Source organism: Aquirufa esocilacus (assembly GCF_042715595.1).
Lineage (GTDB): Bacteria > Bacteroidota > Bacteroidia > Cytophagales > Spirosomataceae > Aquirufa > Aquirufa esocilacus.
On the sequence record NZ_JBBKXX010000003.1, the window covers coordinates 248588 to 264576 of the forward strand.

16 protein-coding genes are annotated in these 15989 nt (G+C 44.1%); 10 read left to right on the forward strand and 6 right to left on the reverse strand.

Annotation, left to right across the window (positions count from 1 at the left end; genetic code table 11):
• Positions 1-160 precede the first annotated feature (160 nt).
• The gene (locus SKC37_RS09665; protein WP_377981278.1) at positions 161-490 is read right to left on the reverse strand and encodes a hypothetical protein; all 330 of its coding nucleotides are present in this window, start codon (positions 488-490) and stop codon (positions 161-163) included.
• 82 nt (positions 491-572) lie between these two features.
• Here SKC37_RS09665 and nadC point away from each other — a divergent pair, with 82 nt between their 5' ends.
• Complete coding sequence (gene nadC, locus SKC37_RS09670; protein ID WP_377981279.1) at positions 573-1427, forward strand: carboxylating nicotinate-nucleotide diphosphorylase; 855 nt, start codon at positions 573-575, stop codon at positions 1425-1427.
• Positions 1424-2410, forward strand: a complete 987-nt coding sequence (nadA, locus tag SKC37_RS09675; RefSeq protein WP_377981280.1) for a quinolinate synthase NadA — start codon at positions 1424-1426, stop codon at positions 2408-2410. The genes nadC and nadA overlap by 4 nt, the downstream gene beginning before the upstream one ends.
• 1 nt (position 2411) lies before the next feature.
• Here the strand turns inward: nadA and SKC37_RS09680 are convergent, their stop codons facing one another.
• Together SKC37_RS09680 and SKC37_RS09685 are read right to left on the reverse strand one after the other, a co-directional pair.
• Complete coding sequence (locus tag SKC37_RS09680; RefSeq protein ID WP_130895086.1) at positions 2412-2885, reverse strand: RidA family protein; 474 nt, start codon at positions 2883-2885, stop codon at positions 2412-2414.
• On the reverse strand, positions 2872-5514 hold the full coding sequence (locus SKC37_RS09685) for an MGH1-like glycoside hydrolase domain-containing protein (RefSeq protein ID WP_377981281.1): 2643 nt from the start codon (positions 5512-5514) through the stop codon (positions 2872-2874). Before SKC37_RS09685 ends, SKC37_RS09680 begins: the two co-directional genes overlap by 14 nt.
• An 88-nt stretch (positions 5515-5602) precedes the next feature.
• On the opposite strand from SKC37_RS09685, the gene SKC37_RS09690 reads away from it, so the two are divergent.
• The 6 genes from SKC37_RS09690 to SKC37_RS09715 are packed head-to-tail and all read left to right on the forward strand — an operon-like array spanning position 5603 to position 11900.
• Positions 5603-7363: a DUF885 domain-containing protein gene (locus SKC37_RS09690; protein ID WP_377981282.1), complete on the forward strand. Its 1761-nt coding sequence runs from the start codon at positions 5603-5605 to the stop codon at positions 7361-7363.
• The gene (locus tag SKC37_RS09695; protein ID WP_377981283.1) at positions 7363-8325 is read left to right on the forward strand and encodes a GSCFA domain-containing protein; all 963 of its coding nucleotides are present in this window, start codon (positions 7363-7365) and stop codon (positions 8323-8325) included. The genes SKC37_RS09690 and SKC37_RS09695 overlap by 1 nt, the downstream gene beginning before the upstream one ends.
• Before the next feature lie 23 nt (positions 8326-8348).
• On the forward strand, positions 8349-9428 hold the full coding sequence (locus SKC37_RS09700; RefSeq protein WP_377981284.1) for an Mrp/NBP35 family ATP-binding protein: 1080 nt from the start codon (positions 8349-8351) through the stop codon (positions 9426-9428).
• A 1-nt stretch (position 9429) separates the two neighbouring features.
• The gene (locus SKC37_RS09705; RefSeq protein WP_223131273.1) at positions 9430-9672 is read left to right on the forward strand and encodes a NifU family protein; all 243 of its coding nucleotides are present in this window, start codon (positions 9430-9432) and stop codon (positions 9670-9672) included.
• Between the two features lie 7 nt (positions 9673-9679).
• A complete protein-coding gene (locus tag SKC37_RS09710; RefSeq protein WP_377981285.1) occupies positions 9680-11380 on the forward strand; it encodes a D-alanine--D-alanine ligase family protein in 1701 nt (566 codons plus the stop codon).
• Positions 11373-11900, forward strand: coding sequence for a YfiT family bacillithiol transferase (locus tag SKC37_RS09715; RefSeq protein WP_377981286.1), 528 nt, complete (start codon positions 11373-11375; stop codon positions 11898-11900). Before SKC37_RS09710 ends, SKC37_RS09715 begins: the two co-directional genes overlap by 8 nt.
• A 314-nt stretch (positions 11901-12214) precedes the next feature.
• Here the strand turns inward: SKC37_RS09715 and SKC37_RS09720 are convergent, their stop codons facing one another.
• Positions 12215-12664, reverse strand: coding sequence for a SixA phosphatase family protein (locus SKC37_RS09720; protein ID WP_377981287.1), 450 nt, complete (start codon positions 12662-12664; stop codon positions 12215-12217).
• Positions 12664-13164 carry a gamma carbonic anhydrase family protein gene (locus SKC37_RS09725; protein WP_377981288.1) on the reverse strand — a complete coding sequence of 167 codons (501 nt, stop codon included), beginning with the start codon at positions 13162-13164 and terminating at the stop codon, positions 12664-12666. Before SKC37_RS09725 ends, SKC37_RS09720 begins: the two co-directional genes overlap by 1 nt.
• Positions 13165-13209: 45 nt before the next feature.
• On the opposite strand from SKC37_RS09725, the gene SKC37_RS09730 reads away from it, so the two are divergent.
• Positions 13210-13713, forward strand: a complete 504-nt coding sequence (locus SKC37_RS09730) for a hypothetical protein (protein WP_377981289.1) — start codon at positions 13210-13212, stop codon at positions 13711-13713.
• A gap of 59 nt (positions 13714-13772) precedes the next feature.
• Positions 13773-14396, forward strand: a complete 624-nt coding sequence (gene udk, locus SKC37_RS09735) for a uridine kinase (protein WP_377981290.1) — start codon at positions 13773-13775, stop codon at positions 14394-14396.
• Here the strand turns inward: udk and nadB are convergent.
• Positions 14379-15959, reverse strand: coding sequence for an L-aspartate oxidase (gene nadB / locus SKC37_RS09740; RefSeq protein ID WP_377981291.1), 1581 nt, complete (start codon positions 15957-15959; stop codon positions 14379-14381). The two genes, udk and nadB, sit on opposite strands and share 18 nt — an antisense overlap.
• Positions 15960-15989: the final 30 nt, after the last annotated feature.

Here is a 15989-nt window from a genome sequence, read left to right on the forward strand (position 1 = left end):
AATAAATGGTGAATGGTAAATGGTGAATGATGCCTTCGGACTCATTTCCTTCGGACTTCGGACTCATTCCCTTCGGACTAATCCCCTCCGGACTTCGGACTACCACCCTACGGACTTATCCCCTCCGGACTTCGGACTCATTCCCTTCGGACTCATTGCCTCACGGCGCCAGAGTGGCTATAAATTGGGTAAATAAAATTCGTAAGAATTGCGTGCGATGAGTGAATGCAGGCAATTTAATGGCTTGCATCGAGCGCGCAACGAAGATTTCGGTAGGGCTGGTGAAGTTCCAATCTTGTGGAAAATCGAGTTGTAAAGTGGTAGCAGACTGATAAACATGCTGTTCGGCCTTTACAATCGTTTGCTTAGAAGTCTTCTCCGTCTTTACTGCACCTGTCTCTACTGCGAACAGGGAAATAGGCTTAGCCACGAGCCAAAAAAGCACCGGGATAAACAGGATGAGATGGGATATTTTAACCTTCTTTTGCATTGTAGGTAGCAAAAATAGGATATTTTTCTTAGAAATCAATTCTCCGGGTAATTTTCGTAATTTTGGAGCGTAAAATAGACGCATGTTCAACTACGAAGACCCATCTTACGTTCAAGCATTCATTCAGTCAGCCCTTCGGGAAGATGTGGGTGACGGAGATCACACCTCCCTTTCTACGGTCCCAGCGGATGCAAAAGGAACGGCGGAACTAAAGGTGAAAGATCGGGGAATTTTGGCTGGAGTTGAACTTTCTCGCGCTATTTTTAAAGAAGTTGATCCTAGCTTACAGGTACAGGTCTTTATCCAGGATGGAACCTGGATAGAACCGGGACAAGTGGTCTTAGAAGTAAGTGGATCGCCTCAATCGATCTTGAAAGCAGAACGTTTGGTTCTGAATTGCATGCAACGCATGTCGGGTATTGCGACCTACACACGCTCTTTGGTCAATATACTAGAGGGAACTAGAGCAAAATTATTAGATACAAGAAAGACCACACCTAACTTCCGTTTGGCTGAAAAATGGGCATGCAAAATAGGTGGAGCAGTCAATCACCGCTATGGTTTGTTCGACATGATCTTGATCAAGGATAATCACGTAGATTTTGCGGGAGGGATAAAGCAGGCTTTAGACAAAGCATTTAGCTACAACAAGACACTCGAAAAGCCTTTAGCGATTGAAATTGAAGTACGAAACGAGACAGAATTAGACGAAGTGATGGCCATCGGAGGAATTCAACGCATCATGTTGGACAATTTCACTCCCGATCGTTTGCGCGATGCGATTCGCAAGATTAACGGACGTTTCACAACAGAAGCTTCTGGTGGTATCAATGAAAAAACACTCCGCGCCTATGGCGAAACCGGGGTCGATTATATTTCCGTGGGGGCTTTAACCCACCAAGTGAAGAGTTTAGATTTAAGCCTAAAAGCGAAATGAATTTACTAGAAGAAGCAACCTCTGTGGGCTACATTGCCCGTTCTACCCCTAAAGGTGTCGAACTCATCACCGAAATCCAACGCTTAAAGAAGGAGAAAAATGCGGTAATTTTGGCACACTACTATGTGGATGGTGAAATCCAAGAACTGGCGGATTACGTAGGCGACAGCTTAGGTTTATCCCAGGCTGCTGAGAAAACAGAGGCGGATTTAATCGTCTTCTGTGGTGTTCATTTCATGGGCGAAACAGCGAAAATCTTAAATCCTACTAAAAAAGTGGTGGTTCCAGACTTTAACGCAGGTTGCTCCTTAGCGGATTCCGTACCAGTGGCTGAGTTTGCGGCTTTGAAAGCGAAGCACCCGAATGCTGTGGTGGTTTCTTATATTAACTGCTCTGCGGATATCAAGGCGATGACAGACATTATTTGTACTTCGTCAAACGCGGTTCAAATCGTGGAATCCATTCCTGCAGATCGCGAAATCATCTTTGCTCCAGACGCGAACTTAGGTCGCTATGTGGCTCACAAGACGGGTCGTGAGTTGATCCTTTGGGAAGGAGCTTGCATGGTGCACATCGATATTTCTTTAGAAAAATTAGCCGTACTAAAGCAAGAATACCCCGAGGCGTTGTTAATCGCGCACCCGGAATGCAAGGAAGTGATCTTGAAAGAAGCGGACTATGTGGGATCGACGACGGCCCTGTTGAAATTCGTAGAAACATCGCCTAATTCCACCTTCATCGTGGCAACGGAAGCGGGAATCTTGCACAAGATGAAGCAATCGGTGCCGCACAAGCACTTGATTCCAGCTCCTGCAAACGAGCAAAACACCTGCGCGTGCAGCGAATGTCCATACATGAAGATGAATACGCTGGAGAAATTGTATAATGCCTTGTATTACGAGTTGCCGGAAATCAATTTACCAGAAGCAACGCGCGTTCCAGCTTACAAGGCTTTGAAAGCGATGCTGGAGGTTTCCGCTTAGTTTAGTCGTTCAGTTCAAAAACTGCTTCGATTTCTACCGGAATATTATCAGGCAAAGTCCCCATTCCCACCGCGGATCGAACGCCTATGCCATTTTCTTCTCCCCACACCTGGGCGAATAATTCGCTACATCCGTTGATAATATAGGGATGACGCAAGAAATCGTCTGTTGCATTGACCATTCCAAGGACTTTAATGACGCGTTTGATTCGATTCAAAGATCCTAACTGTGCTTTTAAGGTGGCCAAAATCGCTAAACCCACCTGCCTCGCCGCTAGTTTCCCTTCTTCTATATCCAAGTCTTTTCCGATGCGACCGATGATCAAAGAGCCATCCGTCTGCACCGTGCCATGGCCTGAAACATAATAGAAATGATCTACCTGTAAACCCGGTTTGTATACGCCTAAAGGTTTAGGAGCTGGTGGAAGTGTCAGGCCTAAGGCCGCAAAATTTTCCTCTGGACTAGTTTTTGCCATGTAATTGTCTGATTATTTCGGAGATTAAGCCCGTCCAACCCGTTTGGTGGTTCGCGCCTAATCCTTTTCCGGTATCTCCGTCGAAGTATTCGAAGAAGAGATGTGAATCTTTAAAATGCGGATCTTTGAACTTATCGTATTCACCATACATCGGTGTTTTACCGTCTTTCCCGGGCACAAACATCGCTAACAAACGCTCAGAAACCCCACGCGCTGCGTCTTTGATGTTCATCATTTCGCCAGAATTCGTAGGGAATTCTACCTCGTAGTCTGAACCATAATAGTCAGAAAACTTCGATAAGGAGTCCAAAATCAAGTAGTTCATCGGGAACCAAATAGGTCCGCGCCAGTTCGAATTTCCGCCAAACATATCGCCCGTAGACTCTGCCGGCGTATAATCAACCTGCAGCGTACCTCCCTCATAGGCAAATTTATATGGGTTCTCTTTGTGGAATTTGGACAAAGAACGAATGCCAAAATCGGATAAGAATTCCGTCTCATCGAACATCCTTTTCATGATCATCTTCATCCGGTGACCCCGCAAGATTGAAAGCAAACGCGTCTCTCCTTTTCCGGGTTCATACCAACGCGAAATCAAATTCGCTAGGTCTGGACGGTTAGCTAAAACCCATTCCACGCGGCGTTTGAAGGCCGGCAATTTCTCGAGCATCTCAGATGTCAAGGTCTCTACTGCGAACAGAGGAATCAAACCTACCATGGAGCGCACTTTCAATAATTCCGCAGATCCATCTTCTTTATGCAACATGTCATAATAGAATTGGTCGTCTTCGTCCCATAGATTTAACTTATCACCACCAATCGACTGCATCGCCCCGGCAATGTGCAAGAAGTGTTCGAAGAATTTCGAGGCCATATCTTGGTATACCGGATTTTCTAGAGCGATTTCGCAAGCAATGCGTAGCATGTTTAAGCTGTACATTGCCATCCAACCCGTTCCATCGGCCTGTTCTAAGTGTCCACCGGTCGGTAATTGAGCGGAGCGGTCGAACACCCCGATGTTATCCATTCCTAAGAATCCTCCCCCAAAAATGTTATTTCCTCCTTCGTCTTTCAGGTTTACCCACCAGGTGAAGTTCAATAATAGTTTGTGGAAAATACGCTCTAAGAAGACTACGTCCCCTTTTCCGCCATTCATTTCCTTGTCGATCTCGTATACTTTCCAGGTTGCCCAGGCGTGCACTGGAGGATTTACATCGGAGAAAGACCATTCGTAGGCCGGAATTTGGCCATTCGGGTGCATGTAATATTCGCGGAGGATAACGGCTAGCTGTCTTTTGGCAAAATCAGGATCTAATCTGGCCAAAGGCAAAGTATGAAACGCTAAATCCCAGGCCGCAAACCACGGGTACTCCCATTTATCCGGCATCGACAAAATATTCGCCGCATACATGTGCCTCCAGGTGCTATTTCGACCATTTTTCCGGCTCGCATCAGGCTTCGGCATCGAAGGATCACCTTTAATCCACTCGAACACATTATAGTAATACCATTGCTTCGTCCACAGCATCCCAGCATATGCTTGGCGCTGAATTGTACGCAGATTCTCGTCCTCAATTCCTTTCTGCAATTCCGCATAGAATTGATCCGCATCGATAATACGGTCTTCAAAAATTTGGTCAAAATCCGCAAATGGCTCTCGTTGCGTGATATTACTCAAACGCAAACGGTAAACTTTCTTGCCTCCAGCTGGAATTTTATCCGTGTATTTAACAGAAGCTTTCGTCCCGATATGGTTCGGATTTACCGCATGTTTATTCTTGTTGACGATATATTCGTTAATCCCATCTTTGGTAAAATGCGACAGATTATCTGAATTATGTAAGCGCTGAAAATTAGTCTCATTGTCGCAGAAAAGGAATTCATCCGCATCTTCAGCATACAATTTAAAACGCCCCACCACGCGGTGATCTACTTCGATGAACGAATTTCCTACACCCGTTAAAAGTGGTTTGTAATTGTATTTCTCGTAACCCCAGCACCAGGTATTGCGATACCAAATGGTAGGTAAAACCGTGATGGGCGCCGCCACTTTAGAGCGATTCTCCACGGTTACTTTGATTAAAATATCTTGTTCGTCCGCTTTCGCATATTCGATCGAGATATCGAAGTATTCATTATTATCAAAAATCCCCGTATCCAAAAGCTCGTACTCCGGCTCTTGACGATTTCGCTTTAAGGATTCATCAATCAGTTTTTGGTAGGGAAATGTGTGCTGCGGATACTTGTACAGCATTTTTTGGTAGGAATGCGTAGGCGTCGAATCTTGGTAATAATAGAGTTCTTTAACGTCCTCTCCGTGATTCGATTCCGATCCCGTTAAACCAAAAAAGCGTTCTTTTAAAATATGATCTCGGTGGTTCCAAAAGGCAAAAGCAAAGCAAACGTGTTGTTTATTATCTGAAATACCGCCTATTCCCTCTTCACCCCAGCGGTAGGCCTTAGACCGAGCCATATCGTGTGTAATCGTTCCCCAGGCATTTCCATGGGCTGAATAATCCTCTCTCACTGTCCCCCACTGACGTTCCGTCAAATAAGGACCCCATTTTTTCCAACCTTTATTGTCGTTTCGTAATTGTAATCGTGCGCGCTCCGCTCCCAATCCTGACATAGTAAATCTTTAATGTATAAATTCGTAACTTAGGTATAAATGCAAAGACCAATTTACGTAAATTGCCTCTAAAATCAGCAAATTCACTATGAAAAAACTCCTCTACTTAGGTCTTCTTATGACCTTTTTCGCTTGCAAAAAGTCAGATCAACCCTCTTCCGAATTAGCCACCATCGTAGGCGATTATTATGAAGAGCAATTAAAACTCAATCCCGGATCGGCGACAGCAAACGGTGATAACCGTTACAATGATCAATTAAACATCGATTTTACAGACAGCCACCGCGCATTAGTCAAATCGGTTTTAGAAAAATACCAGCAATCTTTAGCTGCCTTAAATCGTGCAGATCCGAACGCAAACGATCAAATCACCTATGATTTATTGACGCGCGACATCAAATTAGGCTTGGAGGGATTGACTTATCCAGATAATTTGACCCCGTTGAATCAATTCTATGGCTTCCACCTAACTTTTGCTCAATTAGGCTCGGGCCAAGTAATGCAGCCTTTCAAGACGGTAAAGGATTATGAAAACTGGGCTAAACGTATGAAAAGAGGGGTGGCCTATTTAGATTCTTCGATTGTTTATTTCCGTAGAGGAATGAAGGAGGATTACATGTTGCCACGAGCTTTGGTAGTCAAAATCATCCCTCAATTAACCTCTTTCGCTGTTAAGGACATCAAGGAATCCACTTTCTATGGTCCATTAAAGCAATTCCCGGCCTCTTTCTCAGCAGCAGACAAAAAGCGTTTTACCGCAGAATACACGGCGGCGATTCAAAACGAAATTCTTCCAGCTTACGCTCGTTTAGCTACTTTTTTACAGGATGAATACTTGCCAAAAGCACGTACTACAACAGGAATTAGTGCCCTGAAAAATGGCGCAGCGTATTACCAATACCTTATCCGTGTGTTAACGACCACGGATAAACCGGCAGACGAAATCTACCAAACTGGTTTAAGCGAAGTAAAGCGTATTCGTACCGAGATGGAGAAAACGAAGAATGCAGTAGGCTTCAAAGGAACGCTAGCAGAATTCTTCACACATATGAAGACTGACCCGAAATTCTACCCATATAAGACTCCGGCAGAGGTTTTAGCCGCATTCCATGCCATTCATAAGAAGATGGAACCGTCATTAAAGACGATGTTTGGTCGCGTACCGAAGACACCATTTGAAATTCGCCAAACCGAAGCTTTCCGTGCTGCATCAGCATCAGCAGAATACTTCCAAGGATCAGAAGACGGAACTCGTCCGGGGATCTTTTATGTACCTATTTTGGACGCAAAAAAATTCAATTTCACCTCCGGAATGGAAAGTTTATTCTTACATGAAGCGATCCCAGGACATCACTACCAAATTAGCTTGCAACAAGAAAATGCTGATTTACCTAAGTTCCGTCGCTTCGGAGGCAACTCTGCTTATGCAGAAGGCTGGGCATTATATACCGAAAGTTTAGGCAAGGAATTAGGCCTTTATACAGATCCATACCAATATATGGGAGCCTTAGGGGATGAAATGCACCGCGCGATCAGACTAGTTGTCGATGCAGGAATGCACTCGAAGAATATGACACGCGAGGAAGCCATCAAATACATGATGGATAATGAGCCATTAAGCGAGGAAGGCACGATCGCTGAAATCGAACGCTATATGGCGATTCCAGCGCAAGCCTTGAGTTATAAAATCGGCGCCTTGAAAATCCGCGAGATTCGCGAGCGTTTGACGAAAGAAATGGGCCCTAAATTCAAGTTATCAGATTTCCATGACGAACTTTTGAAGGATGGAAATATGCCTTTAGACGTTTTGGAAACCAAAATGAACGCTTGGGCGACTTCTGTGAAATAATGAATTTAACAACCACTTTCCCCATTCCTGCAGCACCCATTCTGATGAATCATCAGAGTCGGGTGCTGACGATGGGTTCTTGTTTTGCCGCCTCGATGGGATCGCGTTTGAGTAAATTGCCGCTGGAGGTAATGACGCAGCCTTTTGGCACTCTATTCCATCCTTTTGCGATATCAAGGGCTTTGTCAGGGGAGATTTCGGAAGATTTATATGAGCAAGGTGGGTATTTTTTGCACCCGGATTACCATTCTATATTTACAGCGACTTCCTCCACAGAATTATTCGAAGACATTCACTCCGTGGCAACGGAGGTTACCTCTTTCGCCGGCTCGTCTGACTTTTTAATCCTTACCTGGGGAACTTCATTTAGTTATTTTGACAAACATCTAAATAAAACGGTGGCTAACTGCCACAAGATGCCATCAGATCGTTTCGAAAAACGATTATCAACGGTGGATGAGATAGTTTCCAATTTTTGCGCTCTACTCTCCTCTCTCCCATCTACAACGCAAGTCGTTTTAACCGTCTCCCCTGTTCGCCACACCAAAGACGGAATGACGGAGAACCAAGTTTCTAAGTCTACTTTACGCGTAGCGGCAGACATCGTTTCTAAACAATTCGAGAACGTACACTATTTTCCAGCCTACGAAATTATGCTGGATGAATTGCGCGACTACCGCTTCTATGAGGCAGATATGATCCATCCGAACCAGCAGGCGCAAGACTATATTTGGGAGCGATTTGTTTCGACCTATTTCGACCCAGAACTACAGACCATTACAAAGAGGTGGGATTCCATCTACCGAACTTTGGCACACAGACCACATCCATCTAAATTAATCGATCACCGTCGTGTACTAGAAGTCTTATTAGCGGAATTAAATGCAGAAAAATACCAAGAAATTGATACGTGCAAAATCGCCGAATACGTCGCGCATGAAATAAAAAACACGTATATTTGAGGTTTGAAAAGGAAAAGAGATTCATGGGAGAATTAAGCGTAAGCAAAGAGATTATATTAGGTGCCTTGAGTACCGTTCAAGAGCCAGATCTAAAGAAAGATTTAGTGACCTTGAATATGATTAAGGACGTGGAATTAGGCGTGGGCGAGGTTCGCTTTACAGTCGTTTTAACGACACCTGCCTGTCCACTGAAAGAAAAGATCAGAAAAGATTGCGAGGACGCGATACACAACTTAGTGCATCCAGATCTCAAAATCGTCATTAATATGACGGCCGAAGTAACCACTTTGACCTCTAAAGACCCCCTTATTCCTGGCGTTAAAAACGTGATTGCGGTAGCATCCGGTAAGGGTGGCGTAGGTAAATCTACCGTAACGGCAAACTTAGCCATGGCCTTGAAAAATGCTGGTGCGAAAGTGGGCATTTTAGATGCCGATATTTCTGGACCTTCGATTCCGGTGATGTTTGGGGCAGAAGATTTACAACCTTTAGTGACGGAAGTAGACGGAAAGAACCGCATACAACCTATCATGCAATATGGCATCAAGATGATTTCAATGGGTTTTTTAGCCCCTACAGAAAGTCCCGTGCCTTGGAGAGGACCAATGATGACGCAGGCTTTGCGTCAGTTTTTTGGGGATACAAACTGGGATGAATTAGACTATTTACTAATCGACCTCCCTCCCGGAACCTCTGATATCCACTTAACTTTAGTTCAGCTAATTAAACTAACCGGCGCGGTGATTGTCACGACTCCTCAAAAAGTCGCCTTGTCCGATGCCACGAAAGGATTAGCCTTCTTCAAGCAAGCAGGCATCAATGTTCCTTTGTTAGGTTTAGTTGAAAATATGGCCTATTTCACTCCGGCAGAATTGCCTGAAAACAAATATTATTTGTTTGGCAAGGATGGCGGAAAGCAATTAGCCGAAAAATACGCGGTACCTTTCTTAGGTGAGGTTCCCTTAATTCAAGCGATTCGCGAAGCAGGAGACGATGGCAAACCTATAGCGTCGAGCGAAGGCCCAAGTGCCGATGCATTTGCGTCGATTGCCGCAAATTTAGCGCAGCAAGTAGCCATTTCTAACGCGAATCAAGCCTCTTAATATGGAAAATCACCCATTACATAATCGCATTCAAACCGCGTTAGATAGCATTAGACCTTATTTAGTAGCCGATGGTGGCAATGTAGAAATTGTCGAAATCACGCCAGAAAATGTGCTTAAATTAGCCCTGACAGGCAATTGTCAATCTTGCAATATGTCAGCTATGACTTTTAGAGCAGGGGTTGAAGAGGCCATCCGAAGAGATGTCCCAGAAATTATAGCAGTAGAAGAAGTAAAACCCTAAAAGGCATATGATGCGGATAGGAATATTTTTTGGTGGCCCCGCACGTGAACGGGAGATCAGTTTTTTAGGAGGCAAAACAGCCATGGCCCACCTGAACAAGGCTTTGTTTCAGCCTATCCCCGTTTTTGTGGATAGCTTAGGCAATTTCATCTTGATCAAGGAAGAGCTCATTTTCGAGGAATCGATTCGTTCATTTTACCCACCTAAACGCTTACAAACAGCTCCTTTCAACGTTTACATCGAATCTTTGCCAGATGCGGATGCTACGGCTCTCTTAAAAGAAGTCGGCACGATTATTCAGCCAGCTGATTTTGCGAAACACTTTGACTTTGCCTTCATCGCGATGCACGGTCCAGGTGCAGAGGACGGCAGTATTCAGGGACTATTAGAGTGGTACAACATTCCTTATTCGGGACCTAGTGTACTAGGATCGGCTATTGGTATTGATAAAGCCAAACAAAATGAATGGCTGAAGAAGTCCGTTGGTTTGGAGAAGAAATTTTTCGTTTTACAAAGAGATGATTATAACAAGTATGGTCGCGAAACTCTTTTCGAGCAAGTAAAAAAAGAAATCGGTATCCCTTTTGTGGCCAAAGCTCCTCACCAAGGATCCTCCATCGGTCTTGCTTTCGTGAAAGAGGATTCCCTCGAAATTTTCGATCAAGCCATTAAGAAATGTCTTTTCATCGAGGAAATTTACCGCGAGGAGTGGATTAAACTAGACGACGAGGCACAAGTAGCTTTATTGCAAAAAATGGTGAATCTAGACGAGGGAATTGGTTTCCCAGTCGTGTTCCAAAAACAAGTTTACCACCACCCGGCTCACTTATTAGAAGCCCTACGCGAGTACTTCACGCATACCGTTACAAAAGCAAGCATTCAATCTATTCACTCGGAGGATGCCATCTTATTAGAGTCATTCGTGAATGGAAACGAATTTAGCTGCGGTGTCATCCAAACCCCTGCCGGACAGGCAGTGGCCCTACCTCCTACCGAAATCGTCATCGATGAATCGGTTGAAGTGTTTGATTTTAATGCCAAATACAAATCAAAATTAACACGCAAACGCATCCCCATGCATGCGAGCCTTGCTCACCTTCAAGTGATTCAAGCGCAGGTAAAACAAGCTTTTGAAGACTTGGGCTTTGGCGTTTGTACCCGCATCGATGGATTCTTAGATACGAATGGCATTGTCGTTTTACACGATCCTAACACGATTCCAGGCATGTCGCCTAGCTCATTAATCTTCAAGCAAATGGCCGAAATCGGGCTTAATGTGACAGATTCTTTGACCTACTTCATCCGCCAATCCATCCGCGAGCGCTTAAGAACGGGCAAAAACTACTTTGTCTTATGCCAGCAATTAAAAGGCTTGGATGAAGCCATTGCAGCCTCCTTGAAAGCGAAAGCAGCACAAGAAGTCCAGGTATTGGAGATCGTCGGTACATCCGAAGAGGATTTAGAAGCCAGCTTCCAAGCCATTAAGGTTCAGGCAGCGGAGTTAGCCGCTCTTGGTACAGAAAATTTCCGCGTTTGCACTCCTTTAGAAATCGAAGAAGGCGAAACTTTACTTACATTACACGTCGCACATTTGAGTAAAGATACGGCCAAAGAAATGCTAGAAGCCATCAAAACAGGGGTTCATCCCTTGATTGCAAATACGAGAGAAGCAGCTATCGACATCACTAAATTTTATACGAATGTCTAGTACAGAATTGAACCCATTGCAATACCCAATCGGGAAATACAAACAGCCAGAGGTTATTACGCCAGAAATCAGAGCTGCTTGGATCAAAACGATCGCAACGACAGCTGACGATTTAACATCCTTATTAAAGGGGGTTGATGAAACTTTATTAGAAAAACCTTACCGTGACGGCGGCTGGTCAGCACGAAAAGTTATCCACCATTTAATGGATAGCCATATGAACAGCTACATCCGTTTCAAAATGGCATTAACAGAAGAAAATCCGACCATCAAACCCTACAGCGAAGACGATTGGGCATCGATGCCAGACGGCAATCAAGCACCTATCGCTTGGTCTATTGAGGGTTTACGCTACATCCACTTGCGTTGGGTATACTTAATGGAAACATTAACCGAATCGGATTGGAAGAAAACCTATTTACATCCTGAACGCGGGTTTACCTACCCTTTAGACAAAGTGTTGGGCATTTATGCGTGGCATTGCACGCATCATCTGAAGCACATTGAAAGCGTACTTTAGAGTATAGATTAGAGAGTGGAGAGTAGAGAGAAAAATCTACAGCTCTCTTTTAAAGCATAAAGCACAAAGAATAAAGCATAGAGTTGGAATCGCCTGCGGCGATGCGTTTATGAAATATTTAACGACTAAGCCGCAGCGCGGCGACTAAACGACGCAGTCGTGACTAAATCGCAAAGCGATGACCACTACCTACCGACTAGAATGCTTTTTCTTATTCCAGGGCGCAGTCGTATTGCTTGCCATCTGAACCGCTAACGCGATCATCAGGAGAGTAAATAATATTAACACCCAACGAAATACTTTCTGATTCTTGTTCATAGTTGATGCGTGATGGTGGCGGAGCCTTTGGTGATTTCTGACCAAGAGCTTAGACCCGGAAAATGCAAAGATACGCAACCGGCTGTTTCCATTTGAATCATATCGCCGGTTAAATATGAGGCTAAATAAGAAATGGATGGATTGTGCGCGACAAGGTACAAAATGGGTTCCGTTCGCTTTGCGATTTCAGTCAAATAATCCGGACCGCTAGAGATATACCAAAATTCAGATAACTCAAATTCCGAAAAGGGCTTGCCTAGTAATTCTGCCGTTTCTCGTGTTCGAATGGCGTCTGAGATTAACCAAAACCCTGCAGGAAATTGCTTCAAATGCATCCATTCGCCTAAAAGGAGAGCTTCTTCGATGCCTCTTTCTGAGAGATGGCGACCTTTGTCGTCTGCCGTATGTGGACCCGCGTGTGCGTGGCGAATGAGTATGAGTTCCATTATTCGAAGTCTGCTGCAGTTAATAAAGGGAATTTGCCTGATTTATGTTCGGCACCCATTTTTACGTAATGAGGTGGCCCATATTTTAGGCGATTGATTTGGTCTTCATTGAGGGTCTTGACGACTTTAGCGGGTGTACCTAAAACGAGCGAGTAATCTGGAATTTCCATTCCTTCCGTGACTAATGCGTGAGCACCGATGAGGCAAAACTTACCTACTTTGGCCCTATTTAACACCGTAGCCTGCATTCCTACTAAACTCCCCTCCCCTATTTCTGCTCCGTGTACAATGGCACCATGACCAACTGTGACGTGAGGCCCGATGATGGTTTTATCACCCTCATCTGCGTGTAAAACGGCGTTATCTTGAATATTACATCCTTCGCCTAGGTGAATCTCCTCCACATCTGCACGAATCACTGCGCCATACCAGACAGACACATCCTTTGAGACAATAACGCGGCCCATTACGCTTGCCGTCGGTGCAATAAAAATCGCCATGTTGTTTTTATTTTATTGACCAAATATACCTTAAATTGCGAGCCAATGAAAGAATTCTACGAATTTGGGCTTTGGCAAAAGGAAGATCACCTCGCTTCGATCGGGTGTGGTCATGGCTGGTGGGAAGTAAGCCTCTGCCTACATTACCCTGCACACCACATCGCACTGGTAGATCCACTCGTAAATGAGGAGGATATACAAGAGAGCATTGACTATTTTACAGAAAAAACGGGATTGCCTTGGAAAACGGAGGTCGAATTAAATCCAGAGAACCTGCAGAAAAAAGATCAAATTTGGGTCTTTAACGCCTGGCACGAATTCGAAGATCGCCCATCTATGCTTTCGAAAATTAAAAGTTCATTAAACGAGAATGGCATCGTCATCATAGAAGAAGAAATCTCAAAAACAGAGCGACTACAACATGAGGGCTGTGGAAAAGACTTGTTTTTTGAACAGGAAATTATCGATGAATTCGAGCAATCCGGGCTGCAATATGTGGAAACAAAGACGAAAGATGAGGTGGCCATTTACCTCAAATTCCGAAAATGAAAGGCGTTTTTTAGCTTAAATAAAAACCTTTTCGCAAATTTGCAGCGGAATTAATACACATGTCAACAATCGAACGTCCTTTTATTATCGGTATCACCGGAGGTAGCGCCTCTGGCAAAACCCTCTTCTTAAGCCGATTAATGGAACAGTTTAAGACGGATGACATCTGTCTTTTGTCTCAAGATAATTACTACCGCCCCATTGAGCACCAAACCAAAGATCACAATGGTATTGAGAACTTTGATTTGCCCGGTGCGATAGATGACCAAGCTTTTGCGGCTGACATCGAAAGATTACGTAATGGCGAAGTAGTAAGTCGGGTAGAATACACCTTCAACAACACGGAGAAAGTGCCTGACATGTTGCATTTTCATCCCCGTAAAATCTTAGTGGTAGAAGGGATTTTTGTGTTTCACTTCCCGGAGGTGGCACAGCTTTTGGACCTCAAAATCTTTATTGACGCCCAAGATAAAATCAAATTAAAGCGCAGAATTAAGCGCGATAATGAAGAGCGTGGTTATGATTTACAAGATGTCATGTACCGCTGGAAATACCACGTGAAGCCTACTTACGAAGAATATATTCGGCCACACAAACGCAGTTGCGACATCGTGATTCCGAACAATCACCACTTCGAAAAAGGATTAGAGGTAATCGTCTCTTACCTAAAGAATCAGATCTAGGTTATAGTGCAAGCCTTTGTTTTCGCGTTGTGCCCGGGCATGTTTGATAATCAAATAGGCCACATTAATCATATTGCGTAATTCACACATTGGCACCGTGATTTTCGATTGACGGTACAATTCTTCATGCTCTAAATAGATCAATTCCAAGCGATCATAAGCTCTTTTTAAGCGGCGATCTGTTCTAACAATTCCCACATAATTCGACATAATCGACTCTAATTCGCGGGTCATTTCTGTTACCAAAACCATCTCCTCTGGATGACGTGTGCCGTCATCATTCCAAGCTGGGATACCATCCGGTAATACGTGCGTACCGTATTCGGAAACCGATTTTTCAAAAGCACGGTGAGCATAAACAATGGCTTCTAACAGGGAATTCGAGGCCAAACGATTCGCTCCATGCAGACCTGTAAACGAACATTCACCGGCAGCATATAAGTTTTCGATGTTCGTTTGACTAGATTCGTTGACAATAATTCCGCCACATAAATAGTGCTGTGCGGGAACGACTGGAATCATTTCTTTGGACATATCAATTCCCAATACCTGTAAGCAATGATTATAAATCATCGGGAAATGCTGTAGAATCTCTTCTTTCGGGATGTGGCGTGTATCTAAGAAAACGTGGTCTGTTCCATTCTTTTTCATCTCCGAATCTATCGCGCGCGCCACAATATCTCGGGGGGCTAAAGACAAGCGCGCATCGTACTTATCCATAAAAGTAGACCCATCTTGGTTCTTCAATATACCTCCATGTCCGCGAACAGCTTCAGAAATAAGGAAAGAAGGTTTTTTACCTGGATGATATAAGGCAGTAGGGTGAAATTGAATAAATTCCATTCCTTGCACAAAACCTTTTGCCCGATAAGCCATCGCGATTCCATCGCCTGTCGCTATCGTGGGATTGGTTGTCGATTGATAGACTTGACCAATTCCGCCCATGGCCAATAGGGTAGTTTTCCCTAAAAAGGTTTCAATTTTATTCGTCTTGAGATTCAATACATATACCCCAAAACACTTCTTACCCGGCGTATCTTTCGTTACTTTCTCTCCTAAATGGTGTTGGGTAATTAAGTCTACGGCAAAATAATGTGTGAAGAAATCCACGCAGGCATACGATTTTACTTTGGCTAATAAAGCCCTTTCAATCTCATTTCCGGTGGAATCCTTATGATGTAAAATACGCTTATCGGAGTGGCCTCCCTCTTTCACCAAATCAAAAGACCCATCCGCTTGGCGATCAAAATCCGTACCGTAGGCAATCAACTCTTTTAAGCGTTCAGGCGCCTCTTTTACGACGATTTCCACCACTTTGCGATCGCTCACAAAGTCCCCCGCCACCATCGTATCGTCGATATGTTTTTCGAAAGAATCGGCTGTATCCCAAACCGTTGCAATCCCACCTTGCGCGTATTTTGTGTTCGTTTCTTCGGCCACAGTCTTCGTAATCAAGGCAATTTTGATGGGAATTTGACGTTCCTGAAAATAGTCAGCCACCTTAACCGTATAGGATAAACCAGCAATTCCAGAACCGATGACAATAAAGTCGTATGTAGGCATAGGATACAAATATGTACTGCAAATTAATCA